This is a genomic window from Actinocatenispora sera (genome assembly GCF_018324685.1).
GTDB classification, from domain to species: Bacteria; Actinomycetota; Actinomycetes; order Mycobacteriales; family Micromonosporaceae; genus Actinocatenispora; species Actinocatenispora sera.
In genome coordinates, this window is the sequence record NZ_AP023354.1 from 4,807,822 (window position 1) to 4,830,067 (window position 22,246).

Below are 22,246 nucleotides of genomic sequence, written 5' to 3' on the forward strand. Positions count from 1 at the left end.
CCCCAGGGACGCAGCCGTCCGCGCGATCTCGACATCCACCGCAGAACCTTTCCAACTTTTCACGGCTGGACCTCGTCGAACAGCGCGATGGCCGCGGCGGGGTCCGGGCTCACCAGGCGCTCCAGCCCCGCCTGCGTGATCGTGGCCCACGTGGTCGCCCGGGTCCACATCCGTTCCTCGAACGCCCGGACGGCCCCGTCCAGGTCCGCCGGGTCGGCGGCGATCGCCTCGGCGAGCTCGGCGCCCTCCAGCAGCGCGAGGTTCGCACCGACGCCCAGCGGCGGCATCAGGTGGGCGGCGTCCCCCAGCAGCGTCACCCCGCTCGCGTGCGTCCAGGTGTGGTCGACCGGCAGCGTGTACAGCGGGCGGTGGGCGAACGCGCGGCCGAGCCGCAGCAGATCGAGCAGCGGAGCGGCCCAGCCGTCGAACAGCGCCAGCAGCCGCGACTGTACGGCCTCGGAGTCGGCCGGGTCCAGGTCGGCGTGCCAGTCCTGGACCGCCCGGAACTGCGCGTACACCCTGACGCGGCCGCCGCTGTTGCGTTGGGCGACGATCCCCCGGTTCACCCCGTACACGGCCAGCGCCCCGTCGCCGATCATCCGGGCGAGGTCGGGGTGCCGGCTGTCGACGTCGTCCAGGGCGGTCTCGACCGTGGTGACACCGGTGTAGTGCGGCGTCACCGCCGAGACCGCCGGGCGGATCCGGGACCAGGCGCCGTCCGCGCCGACCACCAGGTCGTACCTCTCGGCCCGCCCGTCCGCGAGCTGCACCACGACGCCCCGGTCGTCCGGGACCGCCCGGGTCACGCCACACCCCCACCGGACGTCGAGGGGGCCGAGCAGCAGGTCACGCAGCTGCCCGCGGTCGATCTCCGGGTTGGCGTCGTCGCCGGGGCGGGGTTGCCAGTCGCGCAGCACGGTGCCGTCCACGTCCAGGATGCGCATGGCCTGCCCCTCCGGACGAGACAGCGCCCGGAAGCGCGGCAGCAGCCCCGCCTTGTCCAGTGCGAGCTGTCCCAGCCCCTTGTGCAGGTCCAGCGTCCCGCCCGGAGGACGTGCGGCGGGGCCGGAGTCACGTTCGAGGACGTCGACCGGGTGGCCATGACGGTGCAGCACGCGGGCGAAGGCAAGGCCGCCCGGCCCGGCACCGACCACGGCAATACGTTGTCTCATTCAATACACTGTATCGGCACGCCTTGGCGCGGCGTTGAGCAGGCGCAGCGGTGTCGGGTGTACGCCGCAGGTTGATCGCTCATTCGGCGATGTTGCCGACGAAAGCGGAAGCTGCGGTGGTTCGGCCGGTACGGGGCCTTGAGACCGTCACGGGTCAGCTCGTCGTGCTGCGGCAGATCCTGTCTATAGTGTCGGCAGTCTGTTGGCCCGGACACCCTTCGGCCCCGGCGGCCAAGCTGCTGGCGGATCCCCGTGGCTTGCGAATCCTGCTCGCAGCCTGTCGTCAGGGGTGTCTGTCATGCTCTCTCGCGGTCTGCTCCGGCTGCTGGCGGTCACCTGCGGTGTCACGATCGCCAACGTCTACTACGCGCAGCCTCTGCTGCACACCATCGCCTCCGGCCTGCGCGTTAGCCAGTCGGCTGCCGGGGTCGTCGTCACGGCGACCCAGCTGGGGTTCGCTGCTGGGCTGATACTCGTGGTTCCGCTCGGCGATATCGTGGCCCGCCGCTCGCTCATCAGTACGCTGCTGGCCGTCGAGGCGGCGGTGCTCGCGGCCAGTGCCGTGGCGCCCAACCTTGGCGTATTGACGGCGCTGGCGGTACCGGTGGGTCTCTGCTCGGTCGTGGTGCAGATGACCATCCCGTTCGCCGCGACGCTGGCCCGGCCGCAGCAGCGTGCCAGCGTGATCGGCACGCTGATGGGCTCGGTGCTGCTGGGCATCCTGGCATCCCGGACGTTCGCCGGGGTACTGGCCGGCGTCGCCGGGTGGCGTGGCGTGTACGGAGCGGCGGCCGGGCTGATGGCGGTCACCGCGATCGTGGTGGCCCGTGCACTGCCGGGCGCTGATTGGGAGGTCAGCATCGGCTACCTCGCTCAGCTTCGGGCGGTGGTACGGCTGGCCCGGAGCGAGCCCGTGTTGCGGACTCGCGCGCTGATCGGCGCTGCGCAGTTCGCCGCGTTCAGCTGTTTCTGGACGACGGTGACGTTCCTGCTGGCCGGCCCGCGGTACGGCTTCTCGCAGGCCACCATCGGGCTGTTCGCGCTGGTCGGCGTGGCCGGTGCGGGGTGCGCATTGGCCGGTGGCCGGCTGCTGGACCGGTACCGGCACCGGCGGTGGGCCTCACCACGGTCTACATGACCACATACTTCCTCGGCGGCGCGCTCGGCACCGCGACAGGGACAGCCGCCTACGCACGGTACGGGTGGGTCGGCGCCTGCGCGATCGCAGCCGGCTTCTGCAGCATCGCGGGCCTGGGGTGGCTGGGGGCGCGGCGTCGTGAACAGCCGAAACCGATCAGGCCCGAGGCTCCGGCCCGGACAGCGGCGCGGTGATCGCCGACGGTCGGCAATGCCACGTCGATCCCGTCACGATGACCGCCTCGTCGTCGCTGTAGGCCACGAACGGGATGTCAGGATGCGCGGCGATCAGCCGGGCGTACCGTTCCTGCCGGCCGCGATTGGCATGCACCAGCGGGAAGAACCGGACCAGGCCCAAGCCGTCGGTACCGTTCACCCTGCCCGGATCGTCGGGCGTGCGATAGAGCTCCAGGTCCGGCGCGGTCAAGATCGCGCCGGCTGAGACACCGGCGTACGCAAGCCTGCCGGCAGACACGGCATTCCGGACCGCGGGAACGAACCCGCTGCGGTGTGCATGCTCCAGCAGGAAGATCGGATCACCACCCGTGACGAACACCAGGCCCACCCGATCCAGCATGGCCTCCACGACGGTCGGTGACGCGCCCTCCAGATCCAGCGTCTCCAACTCCAGTCCACATCCCGTCAGCACGCCGATCGCCACATCCACCCAGGGCGTGGCGGCGATCCGGTTGCCCGCCGTGGGTATCAGAACCGCCCGCTCCGGCCGGCGCGGCAACTCGTCCAACCAGCCCGACAGCGCGCCAAGCCCCTGACTCCCCAGAAACGCCCGCACATCTGACACTCCGACACTGTATGTCCGCGCACCGCGAAACCCGCACCGCCTTCGGGGACGCACATAGACAGTGTCTACGGGCAGCTGGTAGACAGTGTCCATGGAGTCCGAGAGTTCCGTCCGGGACCGCCTGGTCGACGCCGGCGTCGAGCTGGTGTGCGCCGCGGGCGCGGAGTCGGTGGGGCTGCGCGAGATCGCCCGGCGCGCCGGCGTCTCGCACGGTGCACCCCGCCGGTACTTTCCCACTCACCGCTCGCTGCTCGCCGCGATCGCCCGCCGAGGCTTCACCGAGCTCGCCGACCGGATCGCCGAGGGCACCGACCGCTCGGCGGCACCGCGGCAGCAGCTGGCCGCGGCCGCACACACCTACGTGCGGTACGCGCGGGAGCGGCCCGGCATGTTCGAGCTGATGTTCCGGCACGACCTGCTGCACGGCGAGGCGGGCGCGGCCGGCGCCCCGGCGCTGCGGGAGACGAGCATGCCGCTGTTTCGCCACCTGGTCGCGCTGATCGACACGGACCGGCCACGCCACGACGCGCCCGCTGCCACCGTCGCCATCGCGCTGTGGACCAACCTGCATGGCGTGGCGCAGCTCGGCCGCTGGGGCGCCGTCGGTCTCGCGCTCGGCGACGACGACCCGGACCACGCCGCCGCCCAGACCGACCGGCTGGTCGACACGGTGCTGACCGCCCACCTGGGCCCGGACGAGCGCACCGGCCAGGGCCCGCGGTGAACGCCGGCCATCTCGACACCGGGACAGGGCCGCGGTTCGCGAGACCACGCTGGTGGGGGTCGCGGTGACCGCGGCGCTCGCGCGGTCGGCGGCGCTGGTCGCGAGCGTCGCCGGCGCGATGATGGTCGCGCTGGACGGCACGCTGCTGTTGTTGGCGCAGCCGGCCCTGCAGCGCGACCTGCACGCCTCCCTGGCACAGGTGCAGTGGACCGGAACCGGCTACCTCGTCGCGGCGGCCGCGCTGCTGGTGGTCGCCGGCCGGTTCGGCGACCGGTACGGGCATCGGCGGTTGCTGGTCGCCGGGGTGCTGGGGTTCGGCGCCGCGTCCGCGGGCATCGCGGTGGCGCCGACCATCGGCTGGGTGGTCGGGCTGCGGGTGGTGCAGGGCGTGTTCGGCGCGCTGCTGCAACCGGCGACGCTGGCGTTGCTGCGGCTGCGGTACCCGCCGGAGCGGCTGGCCGCGCCGGTCGCGGTCCGGACCGGCGCCATCGGGATCGCTGGCGCCGCCGGACCGCTGCTCGGCGGGGTGCTGGTCGCGCAACTGGGCTGGCGCAGCGTGTTCGTGCTCAACGTGCCGGTCGCGGTGGGGATCGCCGCGGTCGGGTTCGCGGTCCGGGTGCCGGCACAGCACCGTAGAGCGACCCGCGCCGACCCGGGCGGCGCGCTGCTGCTCGCCGCGGTACTGGCGCTCGGGGTGTACACGCTGGTGGGGGTGCCGGCGCACGGCTGGACCGGGCCGACCACGCTGCTCGGCGCCCTCGGTACGGCGGTGGGCGGCGCGGCGTTGCTGGCACACGAGCGCCGGGCCGCCGCGCCGATCGTGTCCCGTACCGTGGCCGCGTCGCGCCCGGTGGTCGCGGCGATCGGGTTGCTGCTGGCCACCGCCGGCGGGCTGTTCGGCGCGCTGTTCGTCGCCACGTTCTGCCTGCAGGGCGTGCTCGGCCTCGACCCGCTGCGGGCCGGGCTGCGGGTGCTGCCGCTGACCGTACTGATGGTGCTCGGCGCCCCGCTGTCGAGCCTGGCGCTGCGCCGGTACGGGCCGCGCCGGGTCGCCGCCACCGGCGTCGTGCTGGTGGTACTGGCGCTGGCCGGGCTGGCCCGGTTCGCGCCCGCCGGCGACGGCGTCGCGGTCGGGCTGACCTGCGCGCTGCTCGGCGCCGGGTTCGCGGCCGTGTTGGTCACCGCCACCGGCACCGTCGTCGGCGACGCACCGGCCGGGTACGCCGGGGTCGTCGGCGGGTTGAAACAGACCGCGATGAACGTCGGGCCGACGGTCGGCATCGCCGTCGCGGCGAGCGTGCTGCAGGCCGGTCGACCCGCCGGCGCCGCGCTGCCAGCCACCGCGGCGACCCCGGCGCTGCTCGCCCTCGCCGGGATCGCCGCCGCCGGCCTGTACCCTGCGCTGCGGCTACCGGCGATCCGCCCGCGCGCGGGCAGGCAGGAGGACACGTGGCGCCGTACGACATCAAGCGCGAGCTGAGGCAGCTCTACGCGCCGCGCAACACCGGCTGGGCGCTCGTGGACGTGCCCGAGCAGCGGTTCCTCGCCGTCGACGGCGCCGGGAACCCGAACACCGCCCCGGCGTACGCGCGGGCGGTCGAGGCGCTGTACGCGACCGCGTACACGCTGAAGTTCGCCGCGAAGCGCACCGGCGACGACTTCGTCGTCGGCCCGCTGGAGGGGCTGTGGTGGGCCGACGACCCGGCGGTCTTCACCGCCCGCGCCAAGGACGCCTGGCACTGGACGATGCTGATCAGCTTGCCCCCGTCGGCGACACCGGAGCAGGTCGAGCACGCCCGTACCGCGGCACTGGCGAAGAAGCGCAACCCCGCGATCGCGCAGCTTCGGCTGCACAGCCTGCACGAGGGGCGCAGCGCGCAGGTGCTGCACGTCGGCTCGTACGACGACGAGGCACCGATCCTGGCGCACCTGCACGACGACTATCTCGACGCGCACCGACTGCGACCGCGCGGCCAGCACCACGAGATCTACCTGAGCGATCCGCGCCGTACCGCGCCGGAGAGGCTGCGGACCGTGCTGCGCCAGCCGGTCGAACCCTGCGACTGACCGCCGCGACCTGCCGCCCGGCCGTGGCGATCACAGCGCGAGGGCCGAGTCGATCGCGGCGTCCAGGTACGCCAGGGTTTCCCGGCGCCGGGCCAGCGGGTTGCGGTAGCCGCGGCGCCCCTCGGCCCCGCCGGTACGCAGCGCCAGGCACTCGTCCACGATGCGGTGCCAGCGCGGCCCCAGCGCCGTCCGTGCGTACCGGCCGGCGCCGGACTTGGAGGTCAGCTCGCCGGTGGCCAGCGTGTAGTGCAGCCGGCTGACCCCCAGCACCGTCCACACCGGGTACCAGCCGGTCAGCCCGACCGCGTACCACAGCGGGCTCGGCCGGCGACCACGGCGCCAGGCGGGACGCCAGTACGAGCGGAGGTTGTCGGCGGTGAACGCGCGCAGCGCGGCCGCATCGTGCCAGACGTCCAGCTCGACCGGCGCCGGGCCGCGCACCGCGATGCCGTGCCGGGCCAGCTCGCAGAACGTCACCGGGTTGATCCCGAACCGCCCGGCCGGCAGGAACCGGCCCGACTGCGAGCACGGCACGTCCGGGCAGCCGTCCGGCCCCGCCGCGAGTTCGTCGACGGTCAGGAAGCAGCCGTCGAACGACGGGCGTGGCTGCCCGGCCGCGAGCCGGGCGTGCGCGCCCGCCAGTACCGCGGTGTCCGCGCCGGTGCGCCGGGACAGCACCGCGACGAAGTCGATATCGCTTGCGGTACCGAGCTGGCCGCGGCCGACCCCGGTCGGCCGGAAGTCGCCCAACGCCACCGATCCGACCAGGTAGAACCCGGTGACCAGGCCCGGTGCCGCCGCATCGACGGTGGCCAGGAACACCGATACCGCCCGCTGCACCTCGGCCGGCAGCTGCTCGTCCGTCATGCGCGGCACGCTACCCGGCGCGACCCGACGCCCGCCCCGGTCGGTGCGATCGGTGCCGGGCGTCGAGCGCCGGCGGGCATGTCGCCGGGCGACCGGGCTACTGTCCGGTACGGCCGTCGATGCACTCGCGGAGCAGGTCGGCGTGGCCGGCGTGCCGGGCGTACTCCTCGACCATGTGCACCAGCACGTCGCGGACGCTGACCGTGTCGTCGCGGCCCAGCGGTACCTCGCGGCCCAGCTCGGCCTCGTCGAACCCGGCGAGCCACGCGTCGGCGCTCGCGATCTGCTGCTTCCAGCTGGCGAACGCCTCGTCCACCACCGCCTGCTCACCGATCGCGCCGTTGAAGTCGGCATCCCGGTCGTCGGCGGTGCGGTACAGCCGGGGTAGGTCGGCATGGCCCTGCAGGACCCGCTCGAACCAGTGGTGTTCCACGCTGGCCATGTGCCGGATCAGCCCCAGCAGGCTCATCGTGCTCGGCGGCACCGAGCGGCGGGCGAGCTGCTCGGGGTTCAGCCCGTCGCACTTCATGCCCAGCGTCAGCCGGTAGTTCGACAGGTACCCCTGCAGCGTCGCCTTCTCCCCCACCGGGTTGCCGTAGTCGCGGGGATCCTCGGCGCCCTCGGCCCACATGTCACTCATGGCGTCGAGCCTGCCCGGTGACGCAACGTGGCCGCAAGCGGATTGGGTCAGCGGCCCGCCGTACCGCGTGGCCGGAACAGGTAGTTGTTGGCGTGCACGCACACCGCGTCGACCGGACGCCAGCCGCGACGCCACGCGTACATCTGGTAGTCACGCTCGGTCAGCCAGGCGGCGACCTCGCCCGCGGCGTACTCGTACCGGGCGGTGTGCCGCGCCTCGATCTCGACCAGCAGCGTCGGCCGGTACCGCTCGATCACCTGCCGGCCGCCGTGCAGGACGTGCAGTTCCCCGCCCTCGACGTCGATCTTGAGGAAGTCCAGCCGGGTCAGGTGGCCGGCCGCGGCCAGCCCGTCGAGCGTCTCGACCGGCACCGGCACGTCCACGTGGTACGGGTACTCGGCGTTGGAGCCCACCCCGTGGGTGTGCCAGTCCAGGAACGACCGGCTGGTGGCCGGGCCGCGGTCGTCGAACGGCACCCGCATCGAGCGCCGGCCCGGCTCCGCGCCGACCGCCGCCGGGTGATGGCACACGTTGCCGCGCCGCTGCGCACCCAGTACCCGCGACCACACCGGATGCGAGAAGGTCACCGGCTCGAAGCTGTGCACCCGGCCGGTCGGCCCGGCCAGCTGCGACATCGCCTGGCAGTACAGGCCGGCCGCGGCACCGACGTCCACGCAGACGTCGCCGGGGCGCACCAGCGCGGGCAGCGTGTACAGCTCGGTGTCCAGGTACGGAGTCCAGCGGGCGAGCAGGTTGGCCACCGTGGCGGTCACGGCCGGCCGGTCGAGGCGGTGCATCGGTCTCCTGACATCGAGGGAACGACCCGGCGTCGGGCCGGCCCGGTACGGGTCGGCAGCGGCGCGGGCCACCGGCGTCCACCGACCGGTCGGGGCTCGACGCTAGGCGCCGGCCCGGTCGCGCGGCATCGGCGCACCGGCGTACGCCTCGCGGGCAGTCGCGGCCCCCCGCGGTAGCCGCCGGGCCGATGCCGCGGTGCCCCGGCGCGCCGCACACTCTGGCAGGTGAGTACGTCGACAGTCGTTGTCCGGCAACGCATCCCGCGCGCCCAGGCCAACCTGACCCGGGCGATCGCCACCGCCGGCCGCCCCTGGCCCGACGGCAGCCACCTCGGACCGCCGCGCCGCCCGGGACCGGTCGAGGTGGCGCCGCAGGCGGTGCACGACTACCTCGCGGCGCTGACCGAGCCGGCGCGACGGCGGCTCGTGGCGCGCTTCCCCGCCGCGGTCGGCGCCCTGGACGGCGCGCCGCCGGCCATGCGGTACGCGGCGAACCGGCGGCGGATGCGGCCCACCCGGTTCGGTACCTGGACCGGCCAGTACCTGCTGTTCGATCCGTCCCCGCCCGGCCGGGTTGCCCTGGTGTACGGGGACCTGACGACCGCCGAGCGGGTCGCGGTGCTGGTACCGGGCGCCGACAGCCGGCTCGCCGACTTCGCCCGCGGCCTCGGCGGCCACCCGCACCGGGCCCCCGCGGTACAGGCGGCGAACCTGTACCGGGCCGCCGACGCGCTGCGCCACCGGGTCGCCGTCATCGCGTGGCTCGGCTACCGTGCCCCGCGCGGCCAGCGCATCGAGGTCGCCCGCCGGCGACTCGCCGCCGCCGGCGCCGCCGACCTGACCCGGTTCGTCCGCGGCCTGACGGTGGTCGCGCCGCACGCGACGATCATGCTGCTGGGCCACAGCTACGGCTCGGTCGTCGTCGGCCTCGCCGCGGCCGCACTGCCCCCGCAGGTACGCGACATCGCCGTGTTCGGCTCACCCGGCCTCGGCGTCGACACCGCCACCGGGCTGGGCGCCACCGCCCGGATCTGGGCGGCCTGCGCGCCCGGCGACTGGACCCGGTTCGTACCCGGTGTCCGTCGCTGCGGGTTCGGCCACGGCCGGCGCCCGACCGACCCCGCGTTCGGCGCCCGACGGTTCTGCACCGCGGGCGTCGCCGACCACGACCACTACCTCGCCCCCGGTACCGGCTCGCTCACCGCCCTGGCCGGCATCCTCACCACCTGACCACCGTTGGCCGACCCTCAGTCGCCGAGGATCCGCTCCCACAGCAGGCCGTCCCGCCAGCGCCCGTCGAGCAGGATCGCGGCGTGCGCGACCCCGTACGGGTGGAAGCCGTTGCGGCGCAGCACTCGTTGCGACGGCAGGTTCTCCAGGTTGGTGGACGCCTCGGCGCGATGCAGCCCGAGCTCGTCCGCCATCACCCGCAGCAGCAGCCCGACCGCCCGCCCGGCGTGCCCGTGGTTCTGCGCCACGCTGCCGATCCAGTAGCCAACGGAGCCGCGGCGCAGGTGCGGTTGCGCCAGGATGCCCCCGACGGTCACCTGCCCGACCACCTGGCCGTCGGCGAGCACCACCCCCGGCCAGACCGTACCGGCCCGGTACCCGGCCAGCAGGCCGTCGATCCGCTCCGCCTGGCCCTGCGAAGTGAAGAAGTCGGCCGGGCGGGCCGGCTCCCAGGGCCGGAAGGCCTCGGCGTCCCGCGCCCGATGCGCCGCGATCGCGGCTGCGTCGGCGGGTTCGATCAGGCGGATCCTGGTACTGCCGGGCATGGTTGATCCTCGTCGCGCGCCATGATGAGACGACCAGCCTAAGCGAGCCCACCGCAGGCCCCGGCAGCCGGCACGGCTACGGCTGGGCGCGGGTGGTGAGGTAGGTGTCGAGGTGGGCGGCGCCGGTGAGCAGGGCCCGGCTGCGCGCGGCGATGCGTTCCTGCCAGGAGTCGAGGAACGCGCGCAGCGGCTCCGCCCCGCCGGCCTCGTGCAGCGACTCGACGAACCGGGCGACCCGGTGCAGCGGGTACCCGCCGCGGCGCAGCTGCCGCGCGATCTCGGCGTCCCGCACGGCGTCCGGCCCGTACCGCCGGTAGCCGGTCGCCCGGTCCCGGTCGGGGTGCAGGATGCCGTCGGCCTCCCAGGTACGCAGCGTCGCCGCGTGCACGCCGAGGCGGCGGGCGAGTTCCCCCACGGTCAGCGGCTGGCCGCGCAGCGGCGCCGGCGTGGTACCGGACAGCTCGCCGAGCGCGGTCGCCACCTCGGCGCGGGTGTCGCGTTCGGCGCCGAGTTCGGCGTGCGCCGCGTCGATCAGCCGGTACACGGTGTCGGTGTCGCCGCGGTTGACCGCACGCATGATGTCGACCGCCGCACGGTGCCCGTGGCCGCGGTGCAGCGCCAGGAACGCCCGGAGCGCCTGGGCGTGCAGCGGGGTGTACCGCCGGTACCCGGTGGCGGTGCGTTCGGTCGGCGGGAGCACGCCGGCCGCGTCGTAGTTGCGGACCGTCTGGGCGGACAGCCCGTGCTCGCGGGCCAGGTCGACCGGTCGCACCGCACACCCCCGATCGAGGCTCCGGCCGAGAGAACCCCGGTGATGTTCCGAGAGCCCACCAGATGCTTCGACGATAACGTCCAAGGCAGAGCCGGCTGGACGGGCGCGGGTCAGCGGCGCACGTGCAGCCCGAAGCCGGTTCGGCCGGCGGGTTCCAGACCGGGCTTCAGGTGCAGCGACGGGATCTCGTAGTCACCGAAGTTCTGCGGCCGGAACGCGATCGGCGCGGTCGACTCCAGCGTGAGCAGCCGCTCCTGCCAGGCCTTCGCGACGTCCGGGTAGTCCTCGGCGGTCATCCGGTCGGCGCCGTACAGCACGAACGGCGGCAGCACCTCGATGCCCGGGTAGTACAGGATGCCGTGCTGGATGGGGAACAGCAGATCGTCGATCGGGCCGTTGATCCCGCGGGGCCCGTAGTGCGACTCGGGGCCGCCCGCGGTCACCGACAGCAGGGCCCGGCGACCGGCGAGGGTACCTTCGCCGAAGCGTTCCCCGTACCGGGTCTCGCTGTGCTCGCCCACCCCGTACGCGAAGTGGTAGGTGAACACCCGGTCCACCCAGCCCTTCAGGATCGCGGGCATCGTGTACCACCACAGCGGGAACTGGAAGACGATCGTGTCCGCCCACAGCAGCTTCTCCTGCTCGGCGACGACGTCCGGGGTGAGTGTGCCGGCGTCGAACGCCCGACCGGAGTCCGCGGCGACCTGCAACCGGCGCACGGCGTCGGTGCCGTAGTCCGTGGCGTCCACGGCCGCCTTCCAGTTCATCGCGTACAGGTCGCTCACCCGGACCTGGTGCCCCACGGACTCCAGGGTGGTCACCGCGAGGTCCTTCAGCGAGCCGTTGAGAGACCGGGGCTCCGGGTGGGCGTAAACGATCAGCGTCTTCACGGGTACTCCTTCGGATCGGCTGGGCTCGATCCTGGCCGCGCCCGCGCCCGCCGTTCAGGGCCGCCGGTACCGTCGGACGCGACTTCCTGGTAACGGCAGGACCACCTTCACCGCAGCCACCGGCGCCATACTCGGGGCATGGACGACCTCGCGGGATTCCTTCGCACCCGGCGTGCCCGGGTCGACCCCGCGCTCGTCGGCATCCCCACCGACACCCGCCGGCGGGTCGAGGGGCTGCGCCGCGAGGAGATCGCGCACCTGTCCGGGGTCAGCGTCGACTACTACGTACGCCTGGAGCAGGGCCGCGCGACGCAACCGTCCGAGCAGGTCCTCGACGCGCTCGCCCGGGTCCTCGGCCTCGACGAGACCGAGCGCGGCCACCTGTACCGGCTGGCCAGGCAGCGCCGGCGCCGCACCAGGACGCCGGTGGGCCGGGTCCGGCCGGAGCTGCTACGGGTCCTGACGCTGGTCGCCGACGCACCCGCGCTGATCATGGACCACCGCCTGGACGTGCTGGCCGGCAACCACCTCGCCGGCCTGCTCTACGGCCAGCCGATGCCGGGTTTCAACACCGCCCGGCACCTGTTTCTGGAGGAAGCCGCCGACGGCTTCTACGCCGACTGGGCGAACTGCACGCTCGACGTGGTCGGCCACCTGCGCCTGGCCGCCGGCAAGTACCCGGACGACCCGCAGCTGGCGTCGCTGATCGGCGAGCTGGCGATGGGCAGCGAACGGTTCCGCCGGCTCTGGGCCCGCGCCGACGTGCGGGCCCGCGGGCACGGGCGCAAGGCGTTCCGGCATCCGCTGGTCGGGCTGCTGGAGCTGCACCAGGAGAACTTCGCGTTGCCGGACGGGTCAGGGTTGGAGCTGCTGGTGCTGTCCGCGGCCGCCGGCAGCCCCGCCGAGGACGGCCTGCGGCTGCTCGCGAGCCTCGATGCCGCCGCCGACGCCGACCGCTGAGCTGGGCTCTGTTGTCCTTCTGCGCACCGCGCCGCGGGCGACGGCGGTGGCGGAGAGCAGGGTCGCGGCGGCCAGACCGCCCCAGAGCGCGACCGCGCCGTGCGGAGCGACCGCGGTGATGACCGCCGGGGAGGCGGCGAGGCCGAAACCGGTGGAGAGCTGGAAGCGGGCGAGGGCGCGGCCCCGGACGCGGGCCGGGGCCAGCGCGGCGACCAGCGCGGTGGCGCTGCCGGCGTAGCAGATCTCGCCGAGGGCGCACAGCACCGACACTGCGGCGACCGCCGGCGGACCCCAGCCGTGCCCGAGGGAGCTGGCCGCGAGGAAACCGAGGTAGGACGCGGTGAGTACCACGCCGGCGATGGCCAGGACGAGCCGGCGGGGGAAGCGGGACATCAGGACGGTGACCGGTACCTGCAGCGTGACGACCAGTACCGTGTTGGCCACGAAGATCACCGCCGACCACACCGGGGAGGCGTGCAGCTGCGTCACCAGTACCAGCGGGAGCGCGACCTCGGTGACGTTGAGGCAGAACGCGTAGATCACGTTGGCGGCCAGCAGGGTACCCAGCCGGGGCGCCGGCTCGTCGCGCCCCGGCGCGGCGGCGGCCGCGGGATCGTCGCGTACCCGGGTCGACCACGCCAGGCTCGCCGCGGCGAGGTAGGCCAGCCCGGTGCCCGCGGCGAGCACCTGCAGGGCCCCGGTACCGCCGGCGAGGCACGCGGTGGCGAGCAGCGCGCCGACGCCCAGCCCGCCGTTGCGTACGGAGCGGCCGGCGGCGAGGGCGGCGTCGCGTTCCCGGCCGTGCGCGACGCTCGACACGAGGGCGGCGTGGGCGGCCGGCCAGGTCTGGTTGCCGATGCCGAGGAACAGCGCCGCGGCCGCGAACAGCCAGACGTTTCGGGTCGGGGCGGCGAGCAGCAGTACCACGCCCAGCACCCGGACCAGCATCGATGCGGCCACGACCGTACTGCGTGCACCCCGGTCCAGCCACCGCCCGACCGCGGGCATGCACACCAGGCCCGCGACGACGCCGATGGTCATCGCGCCGCCGGTGACCGGCGCCGACAGCCGGAGCACCGTCATCCCGTAGAGCAGCAGGAAGGGCCGGAGCAGGCCGGTGCCGAGCGCGTCCACGGCCAGGGCACCGGCGTACCGGGGGCCGCCGGAGGCGCGCAGCAGGGCGCGGGGACGGATTCTGGTCGTGGGCGCCATGGCGTCCACGGTGGAGTCCGGCGGCCGGTGGTGGCACGTCGGTTGACGGACATCGTCAACCGACGCCGTCGGCGGCCGCGGTAGCAGCGATGATGGGGCCATGGCGCTGCGCATCGACATCACCGGGGTGCGGGCCGAGCAGCTGCGGTTCGTCGCCTCCCCGCTGGCCGAGCTGACCGCGATGTTGCACGTGCTGGCCGAGCCCGGGCATCACCCCCGGTTGGCCGTCTGGGCGGGTGAGGTCTGGGCCGGGATGCCGGCGGAGCTGGCCGAGCGGCTGCGGGAGGCGGAGTTTCTCTGGCGCTCCTCCCGGGCCGACTTCCTGGTCCCCGCCCGGCCCCGGCACAGCCTCGCCGAGGAACTGGACGATGTGGACCGGATCGACGACGAGCAGTACGTGACCTCCGCGCTGACCACCACGTGTGGCAGCAACCGGGTCCGCTTCGGCGCTCCGTCGCCGCTGGCCGATGCCGCCGCACGAGAGCGGGCACTGGATCTGGCCCAGGCCCGCGGAGCCGTCCAGGAGGCGTTCGCCGAACGGCTGCTCGCCGACCCGGCCGCCGTCCGAGCCCGGGTACGCCACACCCTCCAGCAGTGCGGCGAGGCGTTCTTCGACGCCGCCTGGACCGGCGTCGCCGCGCACCTGGCCAGCGATCTGCGGCTGAAGAACGAGCTGCTCAAGCGTCGAAGTGTCGCAGCGGCACTCGCGTCGGTCTCCGGCGCGGTGAGCCTGGCGCCGGATGGCGACCACATCGTGGTGGACAAGCTGCAGGACGCCGCGACGACCGCCGACGGCACCGGGATCACGTTCATCCCCAGCGCCTTCGGCCGCCCGCACCTGGTGGCGATCCACGCGCCGGGCTGGCAGCCGGTGGTGCAGTACCCGGTGGCCGAGCCGAGCGCGGCGGATCCGGTACCGATGGAGACGGTCGCGCGCCGGTTGGAGGCGCTCGCGCATCCGGTCCGGCTGCGGCTGATGCGCACCCTGGCCCGCGGCCCGCACACCACCGGCGAACTCGCGCGCGCCTGGGAGCTCTCGTCCCCGGAGGTCTCCCGCCACCTCGCCGTGCTGCGCCGCGCCGGCCTGCTCACCGCGCAGCGGCGCGGCCGCTACGTGCACTACACCCTCGACTCGGCGGAGCTGGCGACGCTGGGCACCGACCTGCTCGCCGCCGTGCTGCGCTGACCGCCGCGGCGCCCGGTCTCGTCCGGTCGCCGGTGTTCGTTCCCTCTGATCTGCGCGTGGGTCGACACCGCCCGGTGATGCGCTGCCCCATCATGCCCGGCACCACATAACGGGAATTATGTGGTGTCGCCCGAGCGCAGTATTTCTGCATATTACTGGTTAACTAGTATTGATAATCCAATAAATAGCAACGGGATTGCCCGAGAGATCCCCGGCAGATTCGTCAGTTACGTAACTGGACGGGTGCTTCGGCACGACTGTTCCGACGCCGTCCCGGACGCGGTCCGGGGTGTCCCGGCGGGTTCGGTCAGTGGCGGACCTCCCGCGGATCCGGCTGTCCGGGGGCAACCATCGGCTGTACCTACTGGTATGTACACTGCGACGGTGGACACGCAGGAGCGGCTGATCGAGAGCACCCGGGAGCTGCTGTGGGAGCGCGGGTACGTGGCGACCAGCCCGAAGGCCATCCAACAGCGGGCCGGCGCCGGGCAGGGCAGCATGTACCACCACTTCGCCGGCAAGCGTGAGTTGGCGCTGGCCGCGATCCGCCGGACCGCCGAGCAGCTGCGGGCCGCGGCCGACGCGGAACTGTCCGCTCCCGGTACCGCGGCGCAACGGATCACCGGCTACCTGCGGCGCGATCGCGAGGTGCAGAAGGGCTGTCCGATCGGCCGGCTGACCCAGGACCCGGACGTGATGGCCGATCCGCTGCTGCGCGAGCCGGTCGAGCAGACCTTCGCCTGGCTGCGTACCCGGCTCGCCGAGGTGCTGGCCGCGGGCCGCGACGCGGGGGAGTTCGATCCCGGCCTCGACCCGCGGGCCACCGCCGCGGTGGTCGTCGCGGTACTGCAGGGCGGCTACGTGGTGGCCCGCGCGGCAGACCGGGACGACCCGTTCGACCAGGCCGTCACCGGCGTCCTGGCGCTGTTGACCCGACCCACCACCTGACCCACCGGAGAGGACTCGATGGACCACCAGCAGCACTCCCCCGCCCCGATCACCCGTACCGTGCTGATCGACCAGCCGCTGCCGGCGCCGCTGCCGGTGCAGCGGGTCGAGGTGCGGCGCATCGTGATCGCCCCGACACCGCCGGCGGGCTGCACCGGCACAACGGCCCGGTGTTCGGCTCCGTAGAGTCCGGCTCGGTGGTGTACCAGATCGACGGGGAACCCGAGACCGTCCTCAGCGCCGGCGACACCTTCTACGAACCGGCGGGGGCGCGCATCGCCCGGTTCGACGCGCTGGAGTCCGGCGTGACGTTCCTCGGGTACTTCCTGCTCACCGCGGGCCAGCAGGCCGAGCTGGAGTTCCTCGATCGCTGAGCGGCCATCGCCTCCGGGCGCGAGTGGACACCGTGGCGTCCGGACTTGTAGCGTTCGGTGGACCGTGACCTCGGCCGGGGAGGTGAGACCCATGTACGCAGCATCGGCGTGGGTGCTCCCCGTTCCCGTCCCGGTCGGCGACTGACGTAGGTGTCGCCGGGAGCGCCCCCAGGTACTCCCGGAAGGCACGACCATGAACCCTGTCGCCGCACCGCGCTCGCCCGACCCCGCCGGGCGCGGTCACCACCCCGCCGGTCGATCGCCAGGCGACCACGACCGGACGCCGATCGACCACGACGTGGTCATCGCCGGCTGCGGACCGACCGGCGCGATGCTGGCCGCCGAACTGCGGCTACACGGCGTACGGGTCCTCGTCCTGGAACGAGACCGCGAACCGGTGCCGGTGGTGCGCATCGTCGGGCTGCACATCCGCAGCATCGAACTGATGGCGATGCGCGGCCTGCTGGAGCGCATCCGGCCACACGCGCGGCAGCGCCCGGCCGCCGGCTTCTTCGCGGCCATCGACAAGCCGGTACCGCCGGGGCTGGACTCCGCGCACGCCTATCTGCTGGGCATCTCGCAGCCGGTGCTCGTCCGCCTGCTCGCCGGGCACGCGATCGGCCTCGGCGCGACGGTACGGCGCGGCGCCGCGGTGACCGCGGTCGAGCAGGACGACGAGGGCGTCACCGTCGTGCTCTCCGGCGGCGAACGGCTGCGTTCCCGCTTTCTGGTCGGCTGCGACGGCGCGCACAGTACCGTGCGCCGGTTGCTCGGCGTCGGTTTCCCCGGCGAGCCCGCGCGCACCGAGACGCTGATGGGCGAGATGCAGCTTGCTGCCCCGCCGGACCTCATCGCCGCCCGGGTGGCCGAGGTCGGCGGGACCCGGCACCGTCTCCAGCTTCGACCCACTGGGAGTGGTACCTACAGTGTCGTGGTCCCCGCCGCGGAGGTCAGCGAGCGCGCGGCACCGCCCACCCTCGCCGACTTCGCCCGCGAGCTGCGCACCGTCGCGGGAACCGACTTCGGGGTGCACTCGCCGCGCTGGATGTCGCGGTTCGGTGACGCCACCCGCCTGGCGGAGCGCTACCGGATCGGGCGCGTGCTGCTGGCGGGCGATGCGGCGCACATCCATCCGCCCACCGGCGGGCAGGGCCTCAACCTGGGCATCCAGGACGCCGTCAACCTCGGCTGGAAGCTCGCCGCGCAGGTCCGCGGCTGGGCGCCGGATTCGCTGCTGGACACCTACCACGCCGAACGTCATCCGGTCGCCGAGCAGGTGCTGGACAACACCCGGGCGCAGATGGAGCTGCATTCCACCGAGCCGGGCCCGCAGGCCGTCCGCAGGCTGCTTTCCGAGCTGATGGACTTCGACGAGGTGAACCGCTACCTGATCGAGAAGCTCACCGCGATCGACATCCGGTACGACCTCGGCGACACGCGCGAACCGAGGTATCGGCCGGACGGCGAGGCTCGCGAGCGAAACGATCGGCACCGCGGCGAGGCTGGCGAGCCGGGTTCTCGGCACCGCGGCGCGGGTCGCAAGCAGCCCGGCGGTCCGGGTGCCGACCTGCTCGGCCGCCGCCTGCGCGACGTCGACGTGCGAGACGGGCGGCTCTACGATCTGCTGCATCGCGGCCGTGGCCTGCTGCTGGACCGCACCGAACGGCTGACCGTCGGCGGCTGGTCGGACCGGGTCGATCATCTCGCGGACCGCACCGCGGCGGTGGACGTGCCGTGCCTGCTGCTGCGGCCCGACGGCCATGTCGCCTGGATCGGCGACGACCAGCAGGAGCTGGACGACCACCTCGGCCGCTGGTTCGGCAGTCCCGCCGCAGCGGCGACCGGGTCGGTCGGCTAGCGGGCGGGCCGTGGCCGGCCGCCGGTGGCAGTGCGACGGCGGCGCAGGAGGAGCGACGCGGTGACGACCGAGTACCCGGACCGGGCCCGACTACGTCGAGCAGTTCCACTCGACGGCGAGCCTGGCCCGGCTGCACCTGTCGGCCGCCGAGGCGGCGGAGTTCGACGCCGCGGTGACCCGGCTGGTCCGGCCGTGGGCCGTCGAGGGCCGGCTGGAGCTGGCCGTCGACGCGACCGTGTCGTGGGGCCGGCTGCGCTCACGCTGCCTCCGGGGCGACCGGCGAGGACGGGTAGTCCGCGACGGTCATCGAGTCGTACAGCCGGGCGCTGTTGGTGGCGAGGCGCAGCACGGCGCGGCCGGCGCGGGTGGGCAGTGCGGCGACCAGCCGGGAGACCTGGGCCAGCCCGGTCACGCCGAGCCGGGAGGTCGGGATCAGGGTCTTCGCCGCGCTGAGTGCCGACGCCTGGCTGCCGCGCACGTACGGGGCCATGATGCGCTCGTAGGCGCCGAACGCGCGCCGGTGGTCGCCGCCCGCCGCCGCCAGCTCCCCGGCCAGCACGTACGCGCCGAGCACGGCCAGGGTGGTGCTGCCGCCCACAGCCGGGCCGGGGCTGTAACCCGCGTCGCCGACCAGCGTCACCCTCCCCCGCGACCAGGTGTCCATCTTGAGCTGGCTGATCGAGTCGAAGTAGAACGACGGGGTGCGGTCGAGTTCGTCCAGCCAGCCGTCGACCTCGGGGTCGAAGCCGGCGAACGCGTCGCGCAGCAGCTGCCGCTGCCGGTCCGTGTCGCGGTGCCGGTAGTCGAGTTCGCGGTCGCTGCGAAACAGGAACAGCACGCGCGCGTCGCCGAGGTGCGCGGCGCCGTACATGCCGGCGGTGCGACCGACGCCGACGTGGATGCGCAGCTCGCGATCCAGCCCGGGGTTGGGCAGGCTCAGCACCCCGAAGTACGCGCCGATGAAGGAGCGCAGCGGCGCCTCGTCGCCGAACGTCAGCCGGCGCACGGTCGAGTGCAGCCCGTCGGCGCCGACGATCAGGTCGTACCGGCGCGGCGCGGCGTGCTCGAACCGCACCTCGCCGTCGGCGCCGATCGCGGTAATCGAGTCGCCGTAGCGGTACTCGACGTCGTCGCGGGTGGCGTCGCGGACGATCTCGCTCAGGTCGTCGCGCATGATCTCGACGTGCCGGGCGGACGCGGCGCCGAAGATCTTGGCCAGGTCGACCTGCACGCCGCGCCGCGCGCCCTGCGGGTACAGCGTCATCCGGTTGGTGCCGGTGGCCCGCTGCTCGACCTGGGCGAGTACGCCCATCCGTTCCACGATGTCCACCGCGGGACGGAACAGGTCGACGGCGTGGCCGCCGGTGCTGCGTGGCGCCGGCGCCCGTTCCACGACGGTGACGGTGAAACCGTGTCTGGTCAGCCAGTACGCCAGGACCGGCCCGGCGATGCTGGCGCCGGAGATGAGAACCCGCATGGGCATGCCTCCTTACTTACCGATAGGTAAGCGTACCCGTTTACCTATCGGTAAGTAAGGTAGGGTGGCCACATGCCTCGCCCGTCCGACACCAAGCAGCGCATCCAGCGCACCGCCCGGGAGCTGTTCGCCCGGCAGGGCGTGCACCGCACCAGCCTGCAGGAGATCGCCAACCAGCTCGGCATCACCAAACCGGCGCTCTACTACCACTTCTCGTCCCGGGAGGAGCTGGTGCGCAGCATCGTGCAGCCGATCATCGACGAGGAGGAGGCGTTCCTCGCCGCGCAGGAGGCGCTGCCCGAGGTCGACCCGTACGTGCTGCTGAACGGGTACTTCGACTTCCACTACCGGCATCGCGCCGAGATCATGCTGATGCTCAGCGAGCTGACCACCTTCGCCGAACTGGGCCTGATCGAGGTCGTGCTGGCCTGGCGACGCCGGTTCGGCCGGCTGCTGCACGGCGCCGACCCCACGCTGGAGCAGGCCGCCCGGGCGGTCGTCGCGTTCGGCGGCATCCAGGACTGCACGATCCAGTTCCCCGACGTACCGGAGGAGCAGCTGCGCCGGGCGGCCCTCGACGCTGCGTGCGCGGCGCTCGGCCTCCACCCGCCGCGCCCGGCCTGACCTGGCTCGCCGCGCCTGGCGCCCACTCCGCCCGGCCGCGGCACGCTACCGGGGACGGGCGGGTCCGCGGGCTGAACAGGCAGCAGCGGAGCCCGGGCGAGATCTACCCGCCGAACGACATCGCCCGGGAACTCGCCGCTTCCCCGTAGCCGGGGTCCATCGCGGCGGCCAGGCGCAGTTCGCCCGCGGCGTCGTCGGCGCGGCCCTGCCGCTGCAGGGTGCGGCCGAGCAGCAGCCGCCCGTACGCGTCGTCCGGCCGCGCGGCGACCAGCTCGCGCAGCACCGCCTCGGCCCGGCCCAGCTGCGCCGAGGCGAAGTACGCTCGGCCGGCGAGCTCCAGCACCGCCGGCTCCCGGTGCTCGGCGAGCACCGGTGCGAGCAGCCGCAGCGCACCGAGCGGATCACCGCCGGCCAGCAGCGACTCGGCCCACCGGTACCGCTCGACCGGGCCGTCTTCGCTGTCACCGGAATCGACGTCGCCGGATTGGGCTTGGCGGAGCAGGTCGAGGATCGCCTCCGGCGGCTGGGCACCACGTAGCGCGAAGCGGCCGACCACGATGGTCGGCGAGGCGACGATGCCGCGCGCCCGGCCCACCAGCAGCGCGTCGGCCACCTCGTCGGCGCCCGCGCCGTCGGCGAGCACGTCGGCGGCGAGCCCGGCGTCGGTGGCGATGCGCGCGAGTACCGCCGGGTCGCTGATCGGCTCGCCGGCGACGAAGTGCGCGTGCAGCAGCGCTTCGACGACCCGGCCCTGCATTGCCGCGCCGCCCTGCCGGTACGCGAGGGCGACCAGCCGGTGCGCGTCGGTGGGATCGACCCGCCAGGCGGCACCGAAGCGGGGGCCGATGCCCTCGTCGGCGGCCGCGGCGGCGGCTCGCATCCGGGCGGCGGCCGGCGCCTCGTCGGGATCCGGACCGCAGCTGGCGAGCGCGGCGGCGACCTGCGGGTCCTGCAACGCCTGCCCGAGCCGCACCGGCCGTGGCGGCGCGGTCGGGTCGATCCGGTACGGGCGCCAGTGCAGCTCGGGTGGCTCGCCCGGCCAGTCGGCGAGGGCGCGCTCGATCCGCCGCTTCGCCACGTACGCCCAGCCGCAGACCAGGTCGGCCCAGATCTCGATACGCATGCCCACCACGGTAACCGACAACTGTCGTTTAGCCAACAGGTGTCGTATAGTGGTGGCGTGAACCCCGCTGACCCCCGGGCCCGCCGCACCCGCGCCGCGCTGCGAAACGCGGCGCTGGCCCTCGCCGCCGAACGACCACCGGCCAGCGTCACCATCGCCGCGGTCGCCGCCGCCGCCGGCATCAACCGCGCCACCGTCTACCAGCACTACCCCGACCGGGACGCGCTGCTCGCCGACGCGATGGGCGACGCGGTCACCGCGGTCGTCGACCAGGCCGCGCTGTGCCCGCTGCGCGCACCCGGCGACGTACCGCCCGAACCGCTGGTGCGGCTGTTCGAGCAGATCGCCGCCCGCCGCGCGCACTACGCCCGGCTGCTGTCCGCCGACGGCTCGGCCCGGTTCGCCGCCGACCTGCGTGACCGTCTCGCCGCGGCACTGCGCGACCGGTTCGCTGCCGGCCAGCGGCCCACCGTCGGCCCCCAGGTACCGGCCACGGTGCACGCCGCGTGGCTGGCGGGCGCGCTGGTCGGTGTGATCGCCGACGCGTCGGCCGCCACCCCACCGGTCGAACCGGAACGGCTCGCCACCGCCTGCTGGGCGCTGATCACCAGCTGACCGGCAGTCCGGACGCCGCCCGCGCGTACCGGCGCCACGTCGACGAGCGCCGCGTGCTCGGCACGGCGCCTCGCCCGGTACCCGTGCGCAGGCCGCGGCTGAACCGCGAGCCGATCATGAGATGGCGACCGCTGTGCCGCAGGGGGCTGCCAGCGTCCAGGGTGGCCCCGGCACCGTGGTGCCGGCCTGCCGACCCCGCTCGGCGCATCCCGGCGACCAGCCTGCT

The 22,246-nt window shown here is 73.9% G+C and carries 24 protein-coding genes; 13 read left to right on the top strand and 11 right to left on the bottom strand.

The window, feature by feature from the left end; translation table 11 throughout:
- Positions 1-59: 59 nt before the first annotated feature.
- Entirely contained in the window at positions 60-1,172 is a 1,113-nt protein-coding gene (locus Asera_RS22850) for an FAD-dependent oxidoreductase (RefSeq protein ID WP_030446041.1), read from the bottom strand.
- Positions 1,173-1,470: 298 nt separating this feature from the next.
- Between Asera_RS22850 and Asera_RS22855 the strand changes: the two genes are divergently transcribed.
- Positions 1,471-2,310 (top strand): MFS transporter, encoded by an 840-nt coding sequence (locus Asera_RS22855; RefSeq protein ID WP_051802178.1) that lies wholly within the window; start codon positions 1,471-1,473, stop codon positions 2,308-2,310.
- Positions 2,311-2,466: 156 nt separating this feature from the next.
- On the opposite strand, the gene Asera_RS22860 is transcribed toward Asera_RS22855, so the two are convergent.
- Positions 2,467-3,111 (bottom strand): Type 1 glutamine amidotransferase-like domain-containing protein, encoded by a 645-nt coding sequence (locus Asera_RS22860; protein ID WP_169745833.1) that lies wholly within the window; start codon positions 3,109-3,111, stop codon positions 2,467-2,469.
- A 91-nt stretch (positions 3,112-3,202) separates the two neighbouring features.
- On the opposite strand from Asera_RS22860, the gene Asera_RS22865 reads away from it, so the two are divergent.
- Genes Asera_RS22865 through Asera_RS22875 form a run of 3 tightly spaced genes read left to right on the top strand, consistent with a single transcriptional unit; the run spans position 3,203 to position 5,902 of the window.
- Positions 3,203-3,835, top strand: coding sequence for a TetR/AcrR family transcriptional regulator (locus Asera_RS22865; RefSeq protein ID WP_030446044.1), 633 nt, complete (start codon positions 3,203-3,205; stop codon positions 3,833-3,835).
- A 52-nt stretch (positions 3,836-3,887) separates the two neighbouring features.
- A complete protein-coding gene (locus Asera_RS22870) occupies positions 3,888-5,315 on the top strand; it encodes an MFS transporter (RefSeq protein ID WP_211255564.1) in 1,428 nt (475 codons plus the stop codon).
- Complete coding sequence (locus Asera_RS22875; protein WP_030446046.1) at positions 5,285-5,902, top strand: GyrI-like domain-containing protein; 618 nt, start codon at positions 5,285-5,287, stop codon at positions 5,900-5,902. The genes Asera_RS22870 and Asera_RS22875 overlap by 31 nt, the downstream gene beginning before the upstream one ends.
- A 30-nt stretch (positions 5,903-5,932) precedes the next feature.
- On the opposite strand, the gene Asera_RS22880 is transcribed toward Asera_RS22875, so the two are convergent.
- The 3 genes from Asera_RS22880 to Asera_RS22890 form a co-directional block, all read right to left on the bottom strand.
- Positions 5,933-6,769 (bottom strand): aminoglycoside adenylyltransferase domain-containing protein, encoded by an 837-nt coding sequence (locus Asera_RS22880; protein ID WP_051802193.1) that lies wholly within the window; start codon positions 6,767-6,769, stop codon positions 5,933-5,935.
- Between the two features lie 97 nt (positions 6,770-6,866).
- Positions 6,867-7,409, bottom strand: coding sequence for a DinB family protein (locus Asera_RS22885; protein ID WP_030446048.1), 543 nt, complete (start codon positions 7,407-7,409; stop codon positions 6,867-6,869).
- A 47-nt stretch (positions 7,410-7,456) separates the two neighbouring features.
- Positions 7,457-8,206, bottom strand: coding sequence for an FkbM family methyltransferase (locus Asera_RS22890; RefSeq protein WP_051802180.1), 750 nt, complete (start codon positions 8,204-8,206; stop codon positions 7,457-7,459).
- 225 nt (positions 8,207-8,431) lie between these two features.
- On the opposite strand from Asera_RS22890, the gene Asera_RS22895 reads away from it, so the two are divergent.
- Positions 8,432-9,436 (top strand): alpha/beta hydrolase, encoded by a 1,005-nt coding sequence (locus Asera_RS22895; RefSeq protein ID WP_051802181.1) that lies wholly within the window; start codon positions 8,432-8,434, stop codon positions 9,434-9,436.
- A 17-nt stretch (positions 9,437-9,453) separates the two neighbouring features.
- On the opposite strand, the gene Asera_RS22900 is transcribed toward Asera_RS22895, so the two are convergent.
- The 3 genes from Asera_RS22900 to Asera_RS22910 all read right to left on the bottom strand — a co-directional run bounded on the left by Asera_RS22900 (position 9,454) and on the right by Asera_RS22910 (position 11,643).
- Entirely contained in the window at positions 9,454-9,981 is a 528-nt protein-coding gene (locus Asera_RS22900; RefSeq protein ID WP_030446051.1) for a GNAT family N-acetyltransferase, read from the bottom strand.
- A 76-nt stretch (positions 9,982-10,057) separates the two neighbouring features.
- The gene (locus Asera_RS22905) at positions 10,058-10,753 is read right to left on the bottom strand and encodes a MerR family transcriptional regulator (protein WP_030446052.1); all 696 of its coding nucleotides are present in this window, start codon (positions 10,751-10,753) and stop codon (positions 10,058-10,060) included.
- Between the two features lie 110 nt (positions 10,754-10,863).
- The gene (locus Asera_RS22910) at positions 10,864-11,643 is read right to left on the bottom strand and encodes an NAD(P)H-dependent oxidoreductase (protein ID WP_030446053.1); all 780 of its coding nucleotides are present in this window, start codon (positions 11,641-11,643) and stop codon (positions 10,864-10,866) included.
- A gap of 138 nt (positions 11,644-11,781) precedes the next feature.
- Between Asera_RS22910 and Asera_RS22915 the strand changes: the two genes are divergently transcribed.
- Entirely contained in the window at positions 11,782-12,603 is an 822-nt protein-coding gene (locus Asera_RS22915) for a helix-turn-helix transcriptional regulator (RefSeq protein ID WP_030446054.1), read from the top strand.
- Here the strand turns inward: Asera_RS22915 and Asera_RS22920 are convergent.
- Positions 12,499-13,815, bottom strand: a complete 1,317-nt coding sequence (locus Asera_RS22920) for an MFS transporter (RefSeq protein ID WP_084131434.1) — start codon at positions 13,813-13,815, stop codon at positions 12,499-12,501. The two genes, Asera_RS22915 and Asera_RS22920, sit on opposite strands and share 105 nt — an antisense overlap.
- Before the next feature lie 100 nt (positions 13,816-13,915).
- Here Asera_RS22920 and Asera_RS22925 point away from each other — a divergent pair, with 100 nt between their 5' ends.
- From Asera_RS22925 to Asera_RS22945, 5 genes are all read left to right on the top strand, one after another.
- Positions 13,916-15,001, top strand: coding sequence for a DUF5937 family protein (locus tag Asera_RS22925; RefSeq protein ID WP_030446056.1), 1,086 nt, complete (start codon positions 13,916-13,918; stop codon positions 14,999-15,001).
- Between the two features lie 384 nt (positions 15,002-15,385).
- Positions 15,386-15,949 carry a TetR/AcrR family transcriptional regulator gene (locus tag Asera_RS22930; RefSeq protein ID WP_157034788.1) on the top strand — a complete coding sequence of 188 codons (564 nt, stop codon included), beginning with the start codon at positions 15,386-15,388 and terminating at the stop codon, positions 15,947-15,949.
- Positions 15,950-15,967: 18 nt separating this feature from the next.
- On the top strand, positions 15,968-16,135 hold the full coding sequence (locus Asera_RS22935) for a hypothetical protein (RefSeq protein ID WP_212804710.1): 168 nt from the start codon (positions 15,968-15,970) through the stop codon (positions 16,133-16,135).
- Positions 16,120-16,323, top strand: coding sequence for a cupin domain-containing protein (locus Asera_RS22940; protein WP_212804711.1), 204 nt, complete (start codon positions 16,120-16,122; stop codon positions 16,321-16,323). The genes Asera_RS22935 and Asera_RS22940 overlap by 16 nt, the downstream gene beginning before the upstream one ends.
- A 331-nt stretch (positions 16,324-16,654) precedes the next feature.
- A complete protein-coding gene (locus Asera_RS22945; protein ID WP_244844215.1) occupies positions 16,655-18,181 on the top strand; it encodes an FAD-dependent monooxygenase in 1,527 nt (508 codons plus the stop codon).
- Positions 18,182-18,437: 256 nt separating this feature from the next.
- On the opposite strand, the gene Asera_RS22955 is transcribed toward Asera_RS22945, so the two are convergent.
- Positions 18,438-19,658 (bottom strand): FAD-dependent monooxygenase, encoded by a 1,221-nt coding sequence (locus Asera_RS22955; RefSeq protein WP_030446060.1) that lies wholly within the window; start codon positions 19,656-19,658, stop codon positions 18,438-18,440.
- Positions 19,659-19,730: 72 nt separating this feature from the next.
- Between Asera_RS22955 and Asera_RS22960 the strand changes: the two genes are divergently transcribed.
- The gene (locus Asera_RS22960; protein WP_030446061.1) at positions 19,731-20,282 is read left to right on the top strand and encodes a TetR/AcrR family transcriptional regulator; all 552 of its coding nucleotides are present in this window, start codon (positions 19,731-19,733) and stop codon (positions 20,280-20,282) included.
- Positions 20,283-20,385: 103 nt separating this feature from the next.
- On the opposite strand, the gene Asera_RS22965 is transcribed toward Asera_RS22960, so the two are convergent.
- Positions 20,386-21,405 carry a DsbA family protein gene (locus Asera_RS22965; protein WP_030446062.1) on the bottom strand — a complete coding sequence of 340 codons (1,020 nt, stop codon included), beginning with the start codon at positions 21,403-21,405 and terminating at the stop codon, positions 20,386-20,388.
- A 57-nt stretch (positions 21,406-21,462) separates the two neighbouring features.
- Here Asera_RS22965 and Asera_RS33660 point away from each other — a divergent pair, with 57 nt between their 5' ends.
- Positions 21,463-22,020, top strand: a complete 558-nt coding sequence (locus Asera_RS33660) for a TetR/AcrR family transcriptional regulator (protein ID WP_035296397.1) — start codon at positions 21,463-21,465, stop codon at positions 22,018-22,020.
- Positions 22,021-22,246: the final 226 nt, after the last annotated feature.